This is a genomic window from Novosphingopyxis sp. (assembly GCF_965218915.1).
Lineage (GTDB): Bacteria > Pseudomonadota > Alphaproteobacteria > Sphingomonadales > Sphingomonadaceae > Novosphingopyxis.
Genome location: NZ_OZ244708.1, coordinates 1,821,657 through 1,836,874, shown reverse-complemented (window position 1 = coordinate 1,836,874; position 15,218 = coordinate 1,821,657). Strand labels below are relative to the sequence as shown.

Sequence of the window (15,218 nt, the reverse complement as noted above, 5' to 3'; positions counted from 1 at the left end):
CCGATCGCTCGGCCGCCCCATATTGGCTATCGTTCCTGACGGGTGCTCAAGCCGCGCGGACGTGGCTTTGTTCGGACCGATCGTCGTCGGCCGGTTCGTCCTCGATCGTCGTCGCCGTCACGCCGTTGATCGCGATCTTGCGCGGCTTCAGCGCCTCGGGAATCTCGCGCAGCAGCTCGACCGTCAACAGCCCGTTTTCCAGATCGGCATTCTCCACGCGGATATGGTCGGCGAGCTGGAAGCGGCGTTCGAAATTGCGGTTGGCGATGCCCATGTGGAGGAAATCGCGGCTTTCATCGCCATCGTCCTTCGCGCCGCGCAAGATCAGCTGGTTCTGCTGGGCGGTAATATCGATTTCGTTCGGCGCGAAGCCGGCCACGGCGATGGTGATGCTGTAGCGGTCGTCCGAAATACGTTCGATATTGAACGGCGGGTAATTGTCGCTCTGCGCCGAACGCCCGGCATTTTCGAGCATGTCGAACAGCCGGTCGAAACCGACGGTGGTGCGGCGGTAAGGGGTGAAATCATTGCGGTTCATTCTTCATTCTCCATTGAGCAATTCAGAAAATGGAGCCGGGGGAATCCCGCGCTCCGGTCGTTGCCTGTCGCGAGCCCCGATTGGCGGCTCGCATGAAGAAGATGGTCGTTTCGATAGCGTATTCAAGGGGCGCAAATGCCATGAACCCGGTTTTACGGGGGGCCATGGCCTGAATCACAAAGACCCGGGCCAATGGCCCGGGTCTCCGCGTGACGATGGTTCGTCCTGTTTTTGGTCGCGCCCTGGTGCCGGTCCCCCCGTTTGCCCCCGACCGGTACCTGCGCGTGCCCTTCTCCCTGAACCCCGGCCTTTTCAGCCGTGCTAGAAGTGCGAGAAAATCGATGCCGAAAATTCAGCCGCCATTCAATCGAAACCCGTCTAGATGTCTTGGAATCCATTCGCTCCGTTGCTCTTGTGCAACAATCGTTCCGCCGCCGTCCCCAGCTTGCCAGCCCGAGGCCGTACCCGTAAGGCGGCGCGATATCCGATAAAGGTCTCCGCCCAGCCATGATCCTGTCCCGTTCCGAATGGATGGTCGCCAAACGCTATCTGCTGCCCGGCCGGGGCGAGGGTTTCCTGTTCCTCGTCGCCAGCATCAGCCTGGTCGCGGTGATGCTGGGCGTGGCCTCGCTGATCATCGTGATGAGCGTGATGAACGGGTTCCGCGCCGAGCTGTTCGACAAGACGGTGGGGCTGAACGGCCATGCGGTGGTGCAAGGCTATGGCGGACGGCTGCCGGGCTGGCGCGATGTCCTGAAGGAAGTACGGGCGACGCCGGGCGTCACCGAGGCCCAGCCGCTGATCGACCAGCCGCTGCTCACCACGTTCAACGGGCGCGTGGAGGCGGTGCTCGTGCGCGGCATGCTGCGCGACAATATCATCGACAACCCGACGCTCGAGGGAAAGACCGTCGCCGGTGACCTGCGCGATCTCGAGCCGGGTAGCGAACGCGTGGCGATCGGATCGCGGCTCGCGCAAAATCTCGGCGCCACCGTGGGATCACGGATCACGATCATCAACCCGGCCGGGCGAAGCACGCCGTTCGGCACCGTGCCGCGCGAGATCAGCTATGAAGTGGTGGCGATCTTCGAGGTCGGCATCTACGATTATGACGAGAGCTATATCATGATGCCGATCGAGGACGCGCAGACGTTGATGCTGCTCGGCGATCAGGTCGGGATGATCGAACTGAAAACGGTGGACGCGGACCGCGTCGGGGAGATTTTGCGACCGCTCCAGCCCAAGATCGCGGGCCGCGCGATCATCACCGACTGGAAGACGCTCAACAGTTCGCTGTTCGAGGCGCTGGCGGTGGAGCGCGTGGCGATGTTCGTGGTGCTGTCGATGATCGTGCTGGTCGCGGTGTTCAATATCCTGAGCTCGCTGATCATGATGGTGCGCGGCAAGACCCGCGACATCGCGATCCTGCGCACGATGGGCGCGACGCGCCGGTCGCTGCTGAAAATCTTCATGACCGTCGGCATCACCATCGGCTCGCTCGGTATCATCGCCGGCATGATCCTGGGCTTCACATTCCTGTTCTTCCGGCAAAGCGTGGTCAACGTGATCCAGGCGGTGACCGGTCAGAATATCTGGGACCCGTCGGTGCGCTTCCTGACCGAATTGCCGTCCAAGACCGATCCGTTCGAGGTGACCGCGATCTGCGTGCTGGCCTTCGTGCTCAGCGTGCTCGCGACGCTCTATCCGGCGTTCAAGGCGGCGAGCACCGATCCGGTCGAGGTCTTGCGCTATGAATGATGTCGTCATCCTCCGCGATGTCCGCCGCAGCTTCGTGCAGGCCGATGTGACGATCGACGTGCTGCGCGGCGTGAACCTCCACGTCGCCAAGGGCGAGATCGTGGCGCTGCTCGGCCCTTCGGGTTCGGGCAAATCGACGTTGCTGCAGGCGGTCGGGCTGCTCGAGGGCGGGTTTTCGGGTTCGATTCGGATCGACGGAGCCGAGGCATCCGATCTCGGCAGCGACGATCGCACCACCTTGCGCCGCGAGAAGATCGGTTTCGTCTACCAGTTCCACCATCTGCTGCCCGATTTCGACGCGCGCGAGAATGTGGTGCTGCCGCAGCTGATCGCCGGGGCGAGCAAGGCCGAAGCCATCGAACGGTCCGAGCGGCTGCTATCCAAACTTGGCCTGGCCGAGCGCCTGACCCACCGCCCGTCCAAGCTCTCGGGCGGCGAGCAGCAGCGCGTCGCCGTGGCGCGCGGCCTCGCCAACCGCCCCAAGCTGATTCTGGCCGACGAGCCGACCGGCAATCTCGACGAAAAAACCGCCGACATCGTGCTCGCCGAATTCCTGTCGCTGGTGCGCGAGGAAGGGTCGGCCGCGCTGGTGGCGACGCACAACGAGCGGCTGGCGCAGAAGATGGACCGGCTCGTCCGGCTCCACGAAGGCGTGATCGAGTAGCGCGTCAGCGTTCGGGTTCGGCGGCCACCTTCTTGCGGATATCGCGCATGGTCGACCAGATGCCGTAGACCACCATCGCGGCCATGAAGAACCACACCCAGATCGGGATGTTATGGCCGACGATGGCCAGATAGACATAGGCGGAGATGAAGAACACGCCCGCGCTCAGCACCGGCAGCGCGATCGGCTTGCCCGCGCGGCGGTTGCGCACCAGCCAGGCGATCGACAGCAGGAAAAACGGGATCGCGCCGACATAGATGATGCCGAAAACCAGCGGGTCCACCCCGTAATTTTCGCCCAGCGATAGAAACCAGGTCTTGATCGTCTGCCACATCGGCATGTCTCCGTCCGCACCCGGCTGTCCACAACATATCGCCGGCCGCCTCTCGCCGAATCGGCCTAGCCGCGCTATCTGTTCGAAATATGTCCTACGCCCCGTTCGTGCCGCTCCGCGTCTTCTCCGCCTACACCATGCTGGAGGGGGCGACCGATGCCAAGGCGGTCGGCGGCCGCGCGCGGGGCCTGGGATTTCCCGCCGTCGCGGTGACCGATCGCAACGGCCTCTACGGCGCGATGGCGTTCGAGAAGGGCTGCCGCGATGTCGGTGTGCAGCCGATCATGGGCGCGCTGCTCGCGGTCGCACGGCCCGGCACCGACTCGGCCGATCCGGCGATCGACTGGCTGGCGCTCTATGCGCAAGACGAGACGGGCTATGACAATCTGTGCGCTCTGGTGTCCGAGGCGCATCTCGGCCGTCCGCTCGAACAGGCGCCGCATGTGCGGTTCGAGGCGCTAGAGGGGCGCACCGACGGGCTGATCGCGCTCACCGCGGGCGCCGAAGGCGCGATGGCGCGGCATCTGGAGGAGCGCCAGCCGGACAAGGCGGAGAGCTATTGCGCGAAGCTGGATACCCTGTTCCCGGGGCGCCTGTACATCGAGCTCAGCCGCCGCGACGATCCGATCGAGCGGGCTGCCGAGTCCGGATTGCTCGATCTAGCCTATGCCCGAGACCTTCCGATCGTCGCGACCAACCCGGTGCTGTTTTCCGAGCCCAGCTTCCACCGCGCGCACGACGCCATGCTGTGCATCGCGGGCGGGCAATATGTGCAGGGCGACAACCGCCGCAAGAGCCCGAAGGAAAGCTGGCTGAAACCCGCGGTGCAAATGCAGGAGCTGTTTGCCGATCTGCCCGAGGCGCTGGCGAACACGCTCGTCGTGGCCAAGCGATGTGGCGTGGGAGCGCCGAAGCGTCCGCCGATCCTGCCGAGCGTCGCCGGCGATCTGGAGGGGGAGGCGGCGCAGCTCGCGGCCGATGCCAAGGCGGGGCTGGAAAAACGTCTGTCGCATTATGACGATCTTCCTGACGAACGGCGAAGGGCCTATTTCGAGCGGCTCGATTTCGAGGTCGGCGTCATCGTCGATATGGGTTTCCCCGGCTATTTCCTGATCGTCGCGGACTTCATCAAATGGGCCAAGGCGAACGACATTCCGGTGGGTCCGGGGCGCGGGTCCGGCGCGGGCTCGGTGGTCGCATGGTCGCTCACCATCACCGATCTCGATCCGATCCGGCTGGGCCTGCTGTTCGAGCGGTTTCTCAACCCGGAACGCGTGTCGATGCCGGACTTCGATATCGATTTCTGCGAAACGCGGCGCGCCGAGGTGATCCGCTACGTGCAGCAAAAATATGGGTCCGATCATGTCGCGCAGATCATCACCTTTGGTAAGCTGAAGGCGCGCGCCGTGCTGCGCGATACGGGCCGCGTGCTGCAGATGAGCTATGGCCAGGTCGATCGCCTCTGCAAGCTGGTGCCCAACCACCCGACCGACCCGTGGGATCTGGACCGCGCGCGCAAGGGCGTGGCCGAAATCCGGCAGGAGATCGAGCGCGACAGCAATGTCGCCGAACTGTTCGAACTGGCGGGTAAGCTGGAAGGCCTGCCGCGCCACAGCTCCACCCATGCCGCGGGCGTGGTGATCGGCGATCGGCCGCTGGCCGAGCTGGTGCCGCTTTACCGCGATCCGCGCTCCGACATTCCGGTGACGCAGTTCGATATGAAATATGTCGAGGTCGCCGGGCTCGTCAAATTCGACTTCCTTGGGCTGAAGACGCTCTCCGTTCTGCAAAAGGCGGTGCGGTTCATCGAGGCGCGTGGCGAGACCGTCGATCTGGCGGACCTGCCGCTGGATGATCCGGGCGTGTTCGAATTGCTGAAACGCGGTGAGACGGTCGGCGTGTTCCAGCTGGAATCCGAAGGCATGCGCCGCACGCTGGCCGCCGTGCGCCCGACAGGGTTCGAGGATATCATCGCGCTGGTCTCGCTCTACCGGCCCGGCCCGATGGACAATATTCCCATGTTCGGCCGCCGCAAGAACGGCGAGGAGCGAATCGAATATCCGCACGCGCTGCTGGAGCCGATCCTGAAGGAGACCTACGGCATCATCGTCTATCAGGAGCAGGTGATGCAGGCCGCGCAGATCCTGGCGGGCTACAGCCTGGGCGAGGCCGACTTGCTGCGCCGCGCGATGGGCAAGAAGATCCAGTCCGAGATGGACAAGCAGCGCGACCGCTTTGTCGAAGGTTGCGCCGTAAACGAGATCGCGGCGGACAAGGCGAACCAGCTGTTCGATCTGATCGACAAGTTCGCCGGCTACGGCTTCAACAAGAGCCACGCCGCAGCTTATGCGCTGCTCGCCTATCAGACGGCGTGGCTGAAGGCGCATTATCCGGAAGAATTCTTCGCTGCCTCGATGTGTTTCGATATACACCAGACCGACAAGCTCGGCATCTATGTCGATGACATGCGCAGGCTCGATATCGCCTGCCTGCCGCCGACGCTGAACGAGAGCGAGGCAGGATTTTCGGTCGAGCCGACCGAGAGCGGTCGCGCGGTGCGCTATGCTTTGGCGGGTCTCAAAAATGTCGGAGAAAAGGCGATGGAAACGCTGGTGGCCGAGCGCCGCGCCAATGGAAAATTCAAATCGCTTGACGATCTGACCGGCCGCGCCGATCCGACTCTGCTCAACAAACGCAGCATCGAGACGCTGGCCGCGGCGGGCGCGTTCGACGCGCTGAACCCGGATCGCGCGGCGGTGCAGGCGGGCGCGGAAACGATCCTTGCCGCCGCGCAGAGCGCCAAGGCGATGCGCGACAGCGGGCAGGGCGGGCTGTTCGGCGGCGACGAGGGCGACGTGCCGGCGCTACGCCTGCCTGCGGTCGAAGCCTGGCCACCGGGCGAGTTGATGATCCGCGAGAAGGACGCCTTCGGTTTCTATTTCTCGGCGCATCCGGTGACGCAATATCGCGCGCAGCTCTTGGCCCAAGGCGTGAAAACTCAGGCCGATCTGGCGGGCTTGCCGCCGATTGCCGAGGGCGAGCGGCGGCAGGTCAAGATGGCGGCGCTGGTCGAGAATGTGCGCTGGCGCGAATCGCGGCGCGGCAACCGTTTCTGCATGGCCGAACTGTCCGATGCCAGCGGCCAGTTCGGCGCGAGCTGTTTCGAGGAGGAGGTCGGGCGGGCACTCGCGCAGGCGGCGGACGACAGCGCCTGCCTGATGCTCGATGTCGAGCTCGACATGCGGCCGGGCGACGACAGCGCGCGGCTTACCGTTCGCGGCGCCCGCCCCCTCACCGCCGGCGCCGATTCGCCGGCCGAGGCGCGTCTGTGCCTCGAGATGCAGGTCGATTGCGAGATCGCACTGCGCGAGATCGCCAATATAGCATTGCCCCTGGCGGGCGGCCGCAGCGAGCTGATCGTCGACGTACCGGGTGCCGGAAAACGCGCGCGCATCTCGCTTGGCCGGACATTCCGGGTTGACGAAACCCTGCGCGAGCGGCTCATGTCCTTGGAAGGGATCAGCCATGTCGCGGACCTTCGGCCGTCCGGCCCTCCGCCCTTGCGTTTGGTCTCCTGAAGGCAGGCCGACCATCGGCCGCCGCCATAGGAGAGATTGATGCTCGGAAGCATGCAGGACTTCCCGCTGCTCGTCACCAGCCTGATCGACCATGCCGAACGCGAAAATGGCCCGCGCGAAGTGGTGACCCGCTGGGCCGACGGCAGCCTTACGCGCAGCGACTGGGCTACGGTGGCGCTGGAAAGCCGCAAATTCGCGCAGATGCTGGAGCGCATGGGCATCCAGCGCGGCGACCGCGTCGCGACCATCGCCATGAACCATGGCCACCATATTTCGAGCTGGTACGGCACGGCGGGCATGGGCGGCATCCTGCACACCATCAACCCGCGCCTGCATGCGGATCAGCTCGTCTATGTTCTGAACCATGCGGGCGACCGTGTTCTGTTTTTTGACAAAATGTTCCAACCGATCGTCGAGGGGATCAAGGACCGGCTCGAAACGGTGGAGAAATTCATTCTGTTCGATGACGGCCAATTTGATGGGGAAGGCGATTACCCTACCTATCGCGAACTGATCGACGCGGAGGACGGCGATTTCGCCTGGGTCCAGCTGGACGAGCGCGATCCGTGCGGGCTGTGCTACACCTCCGGCACCACCGGCAATCCGAAGGGGGTGCTGTACGAGCACCGTTCCAACGTGCTTCACGCGATCACGTCGCTACAGCCGGCGGTGTTTGACCTGTCCGCGCGCTCGGTGATGCTGCCGATCGTGCCGATGTTCCATGCCAATGCCTGGGGCATCCCGTTCGCCGCTGCGGCGGTCGGCGCGAAACTGGTCTGTTCCTGTTCGAACGACGGCGGGGTCTTGTGGAAGCTCTTCCGCGAGGAGAAGGTGACGTTCAGCGCGGGGGTGCCGACGGTTTGGCTCGCCATGTTCGCGGATATGGACGCGAACGGCGGCGATTACGGCTCGCTCGAACGCGTCGTGATCGGCGGATCGGCAGCCCCGCGCGCCATGATCGAGCGGCTGAAAAAAACCGGCATCACCGTGGCCCATGCTTGGGGCATGACCGAAACCTCGCCGATCGGCACCACCGGCGCGCGTCCGCATGATTGGAGCGCGCTGGATTTCGATGCCCAGGTAGACGTCATCGCCAAGCAAGGGCGTCCGCCCTATGGCGTCGAGCTGCGCACGATCGGCGAGAATGGCGAGCTGCCGCGCGATGGCAAAAGCAGCGGACGGCTGCAGGTGCGCGGGCCGTGGATCATGAAGCGCTATTTCCGTGCCGAGGAGGACGCCTCGGGCGACGACAACTGGTTCGATACCGGCGATGTCTCGGTGCTCTATCCGGACGGCACGATGCAGATCACCGACCGCGCCAAGGACGTGATCAAGTCCGGCGGCGAATGGATCAGCTCGATCGAGCTGGAGAATGCGGTAATGGGCTGCGACGGCGTGGCCGAGGCGGCGGCGGTGGGCGTGCATCATCCCAAATGGGACGAGCGGCCGCTGCTGCTGGTGGTGCGCAAGCCGGGTTCGGGGCTGGGGGCGGAGGATATCCTCGACCATCTACAGGGCAAGGTCGCCAAATGGTGGCTGCCGGACGAGATCAAGTTCGTCGACGAGCTGCCGCACACCGCCACCGGCAAGATCCTGAAGCGCGCGCTGCGCGACGAATATTCGGACTATAAGCTGGAGACCGTCGATGACTGACCGCCATGTCGATCCCGAACGCGCGCAATTTGAAACGTTCAAGGCGTTGCCGCGCGATGTGCCGATCGAGATGCTGAACCTGGTGCGCTTTCGCGAGGCTGCGGACTATCCCGCCGACCACGCGCTGGCGGGCAAGGGACTCTCCGGCGCGGACGCATACCGGAATTACGGCAAGGAAAGCGGCCCGGTATTCGCGCGCGTCGGTGGATCGATCGTCTATCGCGGCGGGTTCGAGACGGTGCTGATCGGGCCCGGGAACGAGCAGTGGGACGCAGTGTTCGTCGCGCGCTATCCCGATGCCGCCGCGTTTCTGGAGATGGTCACCGACGAGGCCTATCGCAAAGCGGTGGTGCACCGGCAGGCGGCGGTGGCGACGAGCCGGTTGATTAGGTTGGCGCCGCGCGAGATAGGTGGTGAGGGGTTCGCCTGAAGGGTCTGGACTGCACCGCCTTCTAACCAAACTAGCTCCGAGAACCGTTCGTGCTGAGCTTGTCGAAGCATTGTTCTTCTAAAAAGCTAAGGTTGCAAAAACAGAACAGCCCTTCGACAAGCTCAGGGCGAACGGGTTTGGGATTATGCCGCTTTGCGAGCCCTGCGCTCACTCACAATAACCGCATCTGCCCATCCATTTCCGGCCGCTGGAACAGATCGCAGCGCAGATCGAACTTGCCCTTCAGGAAACCATATCTGCGCCGGGCGATGGCCATGCGCGTGCGCAGCAGTTCGGCCCAAGGCCCTAGCCCACGCATTCGGCCAAAAAATGCGGGATCGTTGTCCCGTCCGCCACGCAATTGCCGGACGATGCTCATTACCCTGGCCGCGCGGTCCGGATAATGCACCTCCAGCCAGTCGCGGAACAGCGGCGCCACCTCGTGCGGCAGGCGCATCGGGATCGCCGATATGCCCTTTGCCCCGGCGGCGGCGGCAGCTTCGGCGATCGCTTCGATCTCGTGATCGGTGATCGCCGGGATGACCGGGGCGATGTTGACATAGGTCGGCACGCCGGCCTGCACCAGCGCCGCCACCGCCTTCAGGCGCCGCAACGGATGCGCCGCGCGCGGTTCGAGGATGCGGGCGAGCGCGGAATCCAGCGTCGTGACCGAGATCGCCACCGCGGTCAGCCGGTCCCCGGCGAGGTCGGCCAGCAGTCCGATATCGTCCAGCACCCGGTCCGATTTGGTGGTGACGCAGATCGGGTGGCGCGTTTCGACCATCAGTTCGAGCACGGCCCGACTGATCCGGTAGCGCCGCTCGATCGGCTGATAGGGATCGGTGTTGGTGCCGATCGCGATCGGGCGGACCTGATAGGACGGTTTGGTCAGCGTCGCGCGCAGCAAGGCCGCCGCGCCCGGCTTGGCGAACAGCTTGGTCTCGAAATCGAGCCCCGGCGAGAGATCGTGATAGGCATGGGTCGGCCGCGCGAAGCAATAGACGCAGCCATGTTCGCAGCCGCGATAGGCATTGACCGATCGGTCGAACGGAATGTCGGGCGATTTGTTAAAGGTGAGGATCGATTTGGGATGCTCCTCGGTCACCTCGGTTCGTAGTGGCGGGGGCTCGCCGTCGATATCGCCGCGTGCGTCGCGCCAGTCCCCGTCCATTTCGCGCGCGGCGAGACCGAAGCGCTGCGGTATGTCGCCGCGGGTTGCCCCGCGGCCTTTCGCTACCATTCGGTCGGCCGAGTCCGTCATGGGCAGGGTTTAGCATGAGAACGTATCGGGAACAATGACTATGGATGGAGCAAGATGTACCCCATTCACCGTTCGTCCTGAGCCTGTCGAAGGACTGCTCTGTTTCCTGGCCACCCGATAGAAAAAGAAGGACAACCCTTCGACAGGCTCAGGGCGAACGGACCTGATAAGCTAATTTCGGTTCTACCGCTCCGCCAGCCTCGGCATCAGCTCGACGAAATTGCACGGCCTGTTTTCGCTGTTAAGCTGGTCCTTCAAAATCCCGTCCCAGCCATCTCTCACCGCGCCGTTCGAGCCGGGCAGGGCAAAGATATAGGTGGTCTGGGCCAGCACCGCGGCGGCGCGCGACTGGATGGTGGACGTGCCGATGCTCTGATAGCTCAGCCAGCGGAACAATTCTCCGAACCCCGGTATATCCTTGGTCTTTACGCGCTCCAGCGCTTCGGGCGTCACGTCGCGCCCGGTCAGACCGGTACCGCCGGTGGAGACGATGCAGTCGATCTGCGGATCGTCGATCCACCGTTCGAACTGACCGGCCAGCAGATCCGCATCGTCGCGCACGATCGTTCGCGCGGCCAGATGATGCCCGGCCGAGGCGATCCGCTCGGCCAGGATATCGCCCGACGTGTCGTTCGCTTCGGTGCGGGTGTCGGATACGGTGAGCAGCGCGATATTGACGGGCGTCCCCGCCATCAGCGCTGCGCCATGGCGCGATTGCCATCCATCCGCACATAGGCCGGACCGCTCATACCCGGAAAGCGCGGCCAGGCATTTTGCGAGAGCCCTTCCAAGCTCTGCGAATCGGCGCCGGCCATCTGCTGGTACATCCAGTAATTGCGCAGGATGGTGCCGACATAGGCGCGCGTCTCCCAATAGGGAATCGATTCGATGTAGAGCAGCGGATCGCCCTGATCGCGCACCTCATATTGCCAGCGGCCGACCGGCGTCGGCCCCGCGTTGAACGCGGCGATCACCTTGGGCAGCAGCCCGCCGGTCTCGCTACGGTCGCGCAGCAGTTCCAGATAACTCTGGCCATATTCCAGATTGACCTCGGGCCGGTTGAGGTCGGATGCCGAGAAATAGGCGCCCCTGTCGCGCGCCATGTCGGCGGCGGTGCCGGGGCGCACCTGCATCAGGCCGCGCGCATCGGCACCGCTGACGGCATTGGCCTGAAACCGCGATTCCTGCAGCGTATGCGCGAAGACGAGCGATGGGTCGACGCGCCAGCCATCCTTTGGCGCCCATTGCGGCGCGGGGTAGCGGTCGAACGGATCGGCGCTGGTGCCGCTGGGGCCGTAATGCGCGAGATAGAGCTGGGTCGACGGGAGGCTGAGCTGGTGCGCGATGGCAAGCAGGTCGGCGCGCTCGCCATCGCCGCCGATTTTCGCCTCGTGACGCAGCACCTCATCCGCCATGGCGCTTTCGCCGAATCCGGCGAGCGCGGACGCGATGCGCACATTGGGGTTGCCGGAAGCCTGGGCAGAGGCTGCCTGTTGCCGCCTGGACGGCTGCGCCCGCGTCATGCCGAGCTGTTCCTGCGCCAGGATTCCGTAAAAGGTTTCGCCATATTGCGCGGCGGTCTGCAGCCGGGGCTGCGCCTCGTCCGGGCGGCGGGCGGCGATGCTGGCGCGCGCGCTCCAATACAGCCCGGCGGCGCGCGTTTCCTCGTTGGAGGCGAGGCGGCCGACCCGGTCGAACGCCTGCGCGGCATCGGCATATTGGCCCATGCGCCAGCTGGACAGGCCGCGCACCCAATCGGCCTGCGGCGCCCATTCGCCGGTGCCGGTGCTGGCGATCTCGGCCAGACGGCGGGCATTGCCGTCGTCATTCTCGATATAATAGCCCCAGGCGACGCGCTGCTGCATTTCGGTGAGCGCGGACGGGGACAGCGTGTCGATCCCGCCGAGCATCGCGGTTTCCGCGCCCAGCGGATCGTCGGCCTTGATCCGGTCGATCACCGCATTGCGCACGCTGGCGGCGGCGGCATCGGCAATCTCGTCGGGATCGGCGCGGCGCGGGCTGGAGCCGAGATAGGAGAGGCGCCGGACTTGCGGGGTTTCGGGCAGGAACTGCGCGCCGCGCTTCTGCGCGAGACGGCTGAGCTGGTCGGCCTGCGGCAGATAGGGCGCGTCGTTGATCAGCGAAAGCAGCGGGCCGAGTTCGACCTTGGGGCTGTTGGCCGCGAGATAAAGCTCGGCGCGGGCCATGGCGTTGAGCGGACCATCGGGCGCACCGGCGATCATCGCCTGCGCCTCGGCCCAGCGCTGCTGCTTGATCGCGGTGAACACCAGCGCGAAATCGCCATCGTTCCTGATTTGCGGCACCTGAAATGCGGGCGGCGTGGCCAGCAGTGGGATATCCGCCGTAATGTCCACGGGTACCACTGCCGTATTGTCCGCGAAAGCCGGCGCGGCGATGCAGGAGGTGGCGATCAGGAGGGGGAGAAAAGTCTTGTTCACCAGTTGCCTTCTTTCAAGAGCAATTGCAGATCATCCCAAGTCTGCCGCTTGCAATGCGGCCGCTTGAGCAGCGTGCGCGGATGGTAAGTCGCCACCAGCGCCTTTCTGCCGCCATCTTGGTTAAAATCATGTAAAATCCCGCGCGCCTTGACGATCGGATCGCCGGTCAGCGCCTCGCTCGCGCCGGTGCCGAGGAGCAGCAGGTTTTGCGGCCGTGCCAGCACGATGTGCCTGCGCATCAGATCGGCCATCGGCGCGATGTCAGCGGCGGGCAGGCGGCCGCTCGCAGGACGCGTCACCGACAGGCTGGCGCGGTAGCAGGCCGCCATATCGATGCCGATCGCCGAGAGCATGTTTCGCAGTAGAGTACCGGTTGCGCCGGACAGGATCGTTCCGGCCGCCAGATCATCCTCGTCCGGGCAATCGGAGACGATCATCAGCGACGCGTCCACCGGGCCATGCGGCAGCGCGCGTGCCTGGCCATATTGCGTGCCCGGCAGATCGTCGACGCGGCGCAGCCGCTCATGCAGCGCATCGAGCGATGTCGGCGCCGGGCCGGAGGGAACAGGTTTCGCGGGTTCGGGAGTGACCGGGGATGAAGCATGTTTCGGCTGCGGCGCGGTAGCAACCGGAGCGCGCGCCAGACGCGGCGCGACCGGCGGGGCTTCGAGCCAGTTGACCGCCTGGACACCGCAATATTCCTCGACCCCCGCCAGCTGCCACCAGCCGAGAAGCGATTCCATCTGTGCGCTTTGCTGTTCCATCCCACCCGTCATCGCTTCGGTGAAGCCACAGCGTGCCCCCTCGCGTCAATTGCCAAGGGACGAAAAACCTGCAAAACGCCTTACATACGGGACCGGACGAGACGGTTTGCTGAATAAGGGAATGCCGGATGAGCGATCGCGAATCCATGCCATATGACGTCGTGATCGTGGGCGGAGGGCCGGCGGGGCTTTCGGCGGCGATCCGGTTCAAGCAGCTCGCCGATGAAGCGGGCACGGATCTGAGCGTCTGCGTGCTCGAAAAAGGCTCCGAAATCGGCGCGCATATCCTGTCCGGCGCGGTGGTCGATCCCAAAGCGCTCGACGAACTGCTGCCGAACTGGAAGCAGGACGGCTGCCCGATGGCCAAGACGCCGGTCACCGACAATCTTCATCTCAATCTGTCGAAGACCGGCAGCTTCTCGATCCCCGAAATCGCGCTGCCGCCGCTGATGAGCAATGACGGCTGTTATACCGGCTCGCTCGGCAATATGTGCCGCTGGCTGGGCGAGCAGGCCGAGGCGCTGGGCGTGGAAATCTTCCCCGGTTTCGCCGCCTCCGAGGTGCTCTATAACGATGACGGCGCGGTGCGCGGCGTGGTCGCCGGCGTGATGGGCATCGCCCGCGACGGCAGCCACAAGCCCGATTACGAACCCGGCGTGGAACTCACCGCGAAATACACCTTCTTCGCCGAGGGCGTGCGCGGCGGGCTGACCAAGGGCCTGAAGGCGAAATATGATCTGGAGGCCGATTGTCAGCCGCAGGTGTACGGTCTGGGCCTCAAGGAATTATGGGACATCGATCCCGACAAGCACGAACCGGGCAAGGTGGTCCACACCCAGGGCTGGCCGCTCGAGGATGCCTGGGGCGGCGGGTTTCTCTACCATCAGGCGGACGGACAGGTGGCGCTCGGCTTCGTGGTGGCGCTGAGCTATCGCAATCCGCATCTATCGCCGTTTCAGGAATTCCAGCGCTGGAAACAGCATCCCGAAATCCGCAAATATCTAGAGGGGGGCAAGCGCGTGTCTTACGGTGCGCGCGCGATCAACGAGGGCGGCTGGCAATCGGTGCCCAAGCTCGCCTTTCCGGGCGGCGCGCTGATCGGCTGTTCGGCCGGTTTCGTCAACGTGCCCCGGATCAAGGGCACCCACACCGCGCAGAAGAGCGGCATGCTCGCCGCCGAAGCCGCGTTCGCGGCGATCCAGGCGGGGCGCGAGGCCGACGAACTGGCGGGCTATCAGGACGCGCTCAAGAAAAGCTGGATCGCGACCGAGCTCAAAAAAGTCCAAAATGCGGAGCCTTGCGTCGACAAGTTCGGCAACATTTGGGGCACGATGCTGGGCGGCATCGACATGTGGATGCGCACGCTGAAGATCGGCCTGCCGATCAGCATGAAGCATGAGCCGGATTATACCAAATTATGGCGCGCCGATGCCTGCAAGGAAATCGTCTATCCCAAGCCCGACGGCGTGATCAGCTTCGACCGGCTGTCCTCGGTGTTCCTCTCGAACACCAATCATGAGGAGGACCAGCCGGTCCATCTGCAGCTCAAGGACCCGGCCCTCCCGGTGGAAAAGAACCTGCCGATCTATGACGGCCCGTCGCAGCGTTATTGCCCGGCGGGGGTCTATGAGTTCGTCGAGGAAAACGGCGCGGAGCGCTTCCAGATCAACGCGCAGAACTGCGTCCACTGCAAGACCTGCGACATCAAGGATCCCTATCAGAACATCAACTGGGTGGTGCCGGAAGGTGGAGGCGGACCCAATTATCCCAATATGTAAG

At 64.5% G+C, this 15,218-nt stretch carries 12 protein-coding genes; 6 read left to right on the top strand and 6 right to left on the bottom strand.

Going from position 1 to position 15,218, the window contains the following annotated elements; genetic code table 11:
* Positions 1 to 46: 46 nt before the first annotated feature.
* Positions 47 to 538: an Hsp20 family protein gene (locus ACOQPC_RS08440; RefSeq protein ID WP_420605304.1), complete on the bottom strand. Its 492-nt coding sequence runs from the start codon at positions 536 to 538 to the stop codon at positions 47 to 49.
* A 507-nt stretch (positions 539 to 1,045) separates the two neighbouring features.
* On the opposite strand from ACOQPC_RS08440, the gene ACOQPC_RS08435 reads away from it, so the two are divergent.
* Together ACOQPC_RS08435 and ACOQPC_RS08430 are read left to right on the top strand one after the other, a co-directional pair.
* Positions 1,046 to 2,296 carry a lipoprotein-releasing ABC transporter permease subunit gene (locus tag ACOQPC_RS08435; RefSeq protein ID WP_420605303.1) on the top strand — a complete coding sequence of 417 codons (1,251 nt, stop codon included), beginning with the start codon at positions 1,046 to 1,048 and terminating at the stop codon, positions 2,294 to 2,296.
* The gene (locus ACOQPC_RS08430; RefSeq protein WP_420605302.1) at positions 2,289 to 2,960 is read left to right on the top strand and encodes an ABC transporter ATP-binding protein; all 672 of its coding nucleotides are present in this window, start codon (positions 2,289 to 2,291) and stop codon (positions 2,958 to 2,960) included. The genes ACOQPC_RS08435 and ACOQPC_RS08430 overlap by 8 nt, the downstream gene beginning before the upstream one ends.
* Before the next feature lie 4 nt (positions 2,961 to 2,964).
* Here ACOQPC_RS08430 and ACOQPC_RS08425 read toward each other — a convergent pair whose 3' ends face one another.
* Positions 2,965 to 3,300 (bottom strand): hypothetical protein, encoded by a 336-nt coding sequence (locus ACOQPC_RS08425; protein ID WP_420605301.1) that lies wholly within the window; start codon positions 3,298 to 3,300, stop codon positions 2,965 to 2,967.
* Between the two features lie 83 nt (positions 3,301 to 3,383).
* On the opposite strand from ACOQPC_RS08425, the gene dnaE reads away from it, so the two are divergent.
* Genes dnaE through ACOQPC_RS08410 form a run of 3 tightly spaced genes read left to right on the top strand, consistent with a single transcriptional unit; the run spans position 3,384 to position 8,955 of the window.
* The gene (gene dnaE / locus ACOQPC_RS08420; protein ID WP_420605300.1) at positions 3,384 to 6,872 is read left to right on the top strand and encodes a DNA polymerase III subunit alpha; all 3,489 of its coding nucleotides are present in this window, start codon (positions 3,384 to 3,386) and stop codon (positions 6,870 to 6,872) included.
* A 39-nt stretch (positions 6,873 to 6,911) separates the two neighbouring features.
* Complete coding sequence (locus ACOQPC_RS08415) at positions 6,912 to 8,525, top strand: long-chain fatty acid--CoA ligase (RefSeq protein ID WP_420605299.1); 1,614 nt, start codon at positions 6,912 to 6,914, stop codon at positions 8,523 to 8,525.
* On the top strand, positions 8,518 to 8,955 hold the full coding sequence (locus tag ACOQPC_RS08410) for a DUF1330 domain-containing protein (protein WP_420605298.1): 438 nt from the start codon (positions 8,518 to 8,520) through the stop codon (positions 8,953 to 8,955). Before ACOQPC_RS08415 ends, ACOQPC_RS08410 begins: the two co-directional genes overlap by 8 nt.
* 172 nt (positions 8,956 to 9,127) lie before the next feature.
* On the opposite strand, the gene ACOQPC_RS08405 is transcribed toward ACOQPC_RS08410, so the two are convergent.
* The 4 genes from ACOQPC_RS08405 to ACOQPC_RS08390 form a co-directional block, all read right to left on the bottom strand.
* Positions 9,128 to 10,195 carry a PA0069 family radical SAM protein gene (locus tag ACOQPC_RS08405; protein ID WP_420605297.1) on the bottom strand — a complete coding sequence of 356 codons (1,068 nt, stop codon included), beginning with the start codon at positions 10,193 to 10,195 and terminating at the stop codon, positions 9,128 to 9,130.
* A gap of 204 nt (positions 10,196 to 10,399) precedes the next feature.
* Positions 10,400 to 10,909 carry a molybdenum cofactor biosynthesis protein B gene (moaB, locus tag ACOQPC_RS08400; RefSeq protein WP_420605296.1) on the bottom strand — a complete coding sequence of 170 codons (510 nt, stop codon included), beginning with the start codon at positions 10,907 to 10,909 and terminating at the stop codon, positions 10,400 to 10,402.
* Positions 10,909 to 12,675, bottom strand: coding sequence for a transglycosylase SLT domain-containing protein (locus tag ACOQPC_RS08395; protein ID WP_420605295.1), 1,767 nt, complete (start codon positions 12,673 to 12,675; stop codon positions 10,909 to 10,911). Before ACOQPC_RS08395 ends, moaB begins: the two co-directional genes overlap by 1 nt.
* Entirely contained in the window at positions 12,672 to 13,418 is a 747-nt protein-coding gene (locus ACOQPC_RS08390) for a uracil-DNA glycosylase family protein (protein WP_420605294.1), read from the bottom strand. Before ACOQPC_RS08390 ends, ACOQPC_RS08395 begins: the two co-directional genes overlap by 4 nt.
* Positions 13,419 to 13,567: 149 nt before the next feature.
* On the opposite strand from ACOQPC_RS08390, the gene ACOQPC_RS08385 reads away from it, so the two are divergent.
* Entirely contained in the window at positions 13,568 to 15,217 is a 1,650-nt protein-coding gene (locus ACOQPC_RS08385) for a 4Fe-4S dicluster domain-containing protein (protein WP_420605293.1), read from the top strand.
* Position 15,218: the final 1 nt, after the last annotated feature.

What these genes read in the sequence shown, in the direction of transcription:
- ACOQPC_RS08440 (WP_420605304.1), bottom strand. Translation starts at nt 538, where the DNA reads ATGAACCGCAATGATTTCACCCCTTACCGCCGCACCACCGTCGGTTTC.
- ACOQPC_RS08435 (WP_420605303.1), top strand. Translation starts at nt 1,046, where the DNA reads ATGATCCTGTCCCGTTCCGAATGGATGGTCGCCAAACGCTATCTGCTG.
- ACOQPC_RS08430 (WP_420605302.1), top strand. Translation starts at nt 2,289, where the DNA reads ATGAATGATGTCGTCATCCTCCGCGATGTCCGCCGCAGCTTCGTGCAG.
- ACOQPC_RS08425 (WP_420605301.1), bottom strand. Translation starts at nt 3,300, where the DNA reads ATGCCGATGTGGCAGACGATCAAGACCTGGTTTCTATCGCTGGGCGAA.
- dnaE (WP_420605300.1), top strand. Translation starts at nt 3,384, where the DNA reads ATGTCCTACGCCCCGTTCGTGCCGCTCCGCGTCTTCTCCGCCTACACC.
- ACOQPC_RS08415 (WP_420605299.1), top strand. Translation starts at nt 6,912, where the DNA reads ATGCTCGGAAGCATGCAGGACTTCCCGCTGCTCGTCACCAGCCTGATC.
- ACOQPC_RS08410 (WP_420605298.1), top strand. Translation starts at nt 8,518, where the DNA reads ATGACTGACCGCCATGTCGATCCCGAACGCGCGCAATTTGAAACGTTC.
- ACOQPC_RS08405 (WP_420605297.1), bottom strand. Translation starts at nt 10,195, where the DNA reads ATGGTAGCGAAAGGCCGCGGGGCAACCCGCGGCGACATACCGCAGCGC.
- moaB (WP_420605296.1), bottom strand. Translation starts at nt 10,909, where the DNA reads ATGGCGGGGACGCCCGTCAATATCGCGCTGCTCACCGTATCCGACACC.
- ACOQPC_RS08390 (WP_420605294.1), bottom strand. Translation starts at nt 13,418, where the DNA reads ATGGAATCGCTTCTCGGCTGGTGGCAGCTGGCGGGGGTCGAGGAATAT.
- ACOQPC_RS08385 (WP_420605293.1), top strand. Translation starts at nt 13,568, where the DNA reads ATGAGCGATCGCGAATCCATGCCATATGACGTCGTGATCGTGGGCGGA.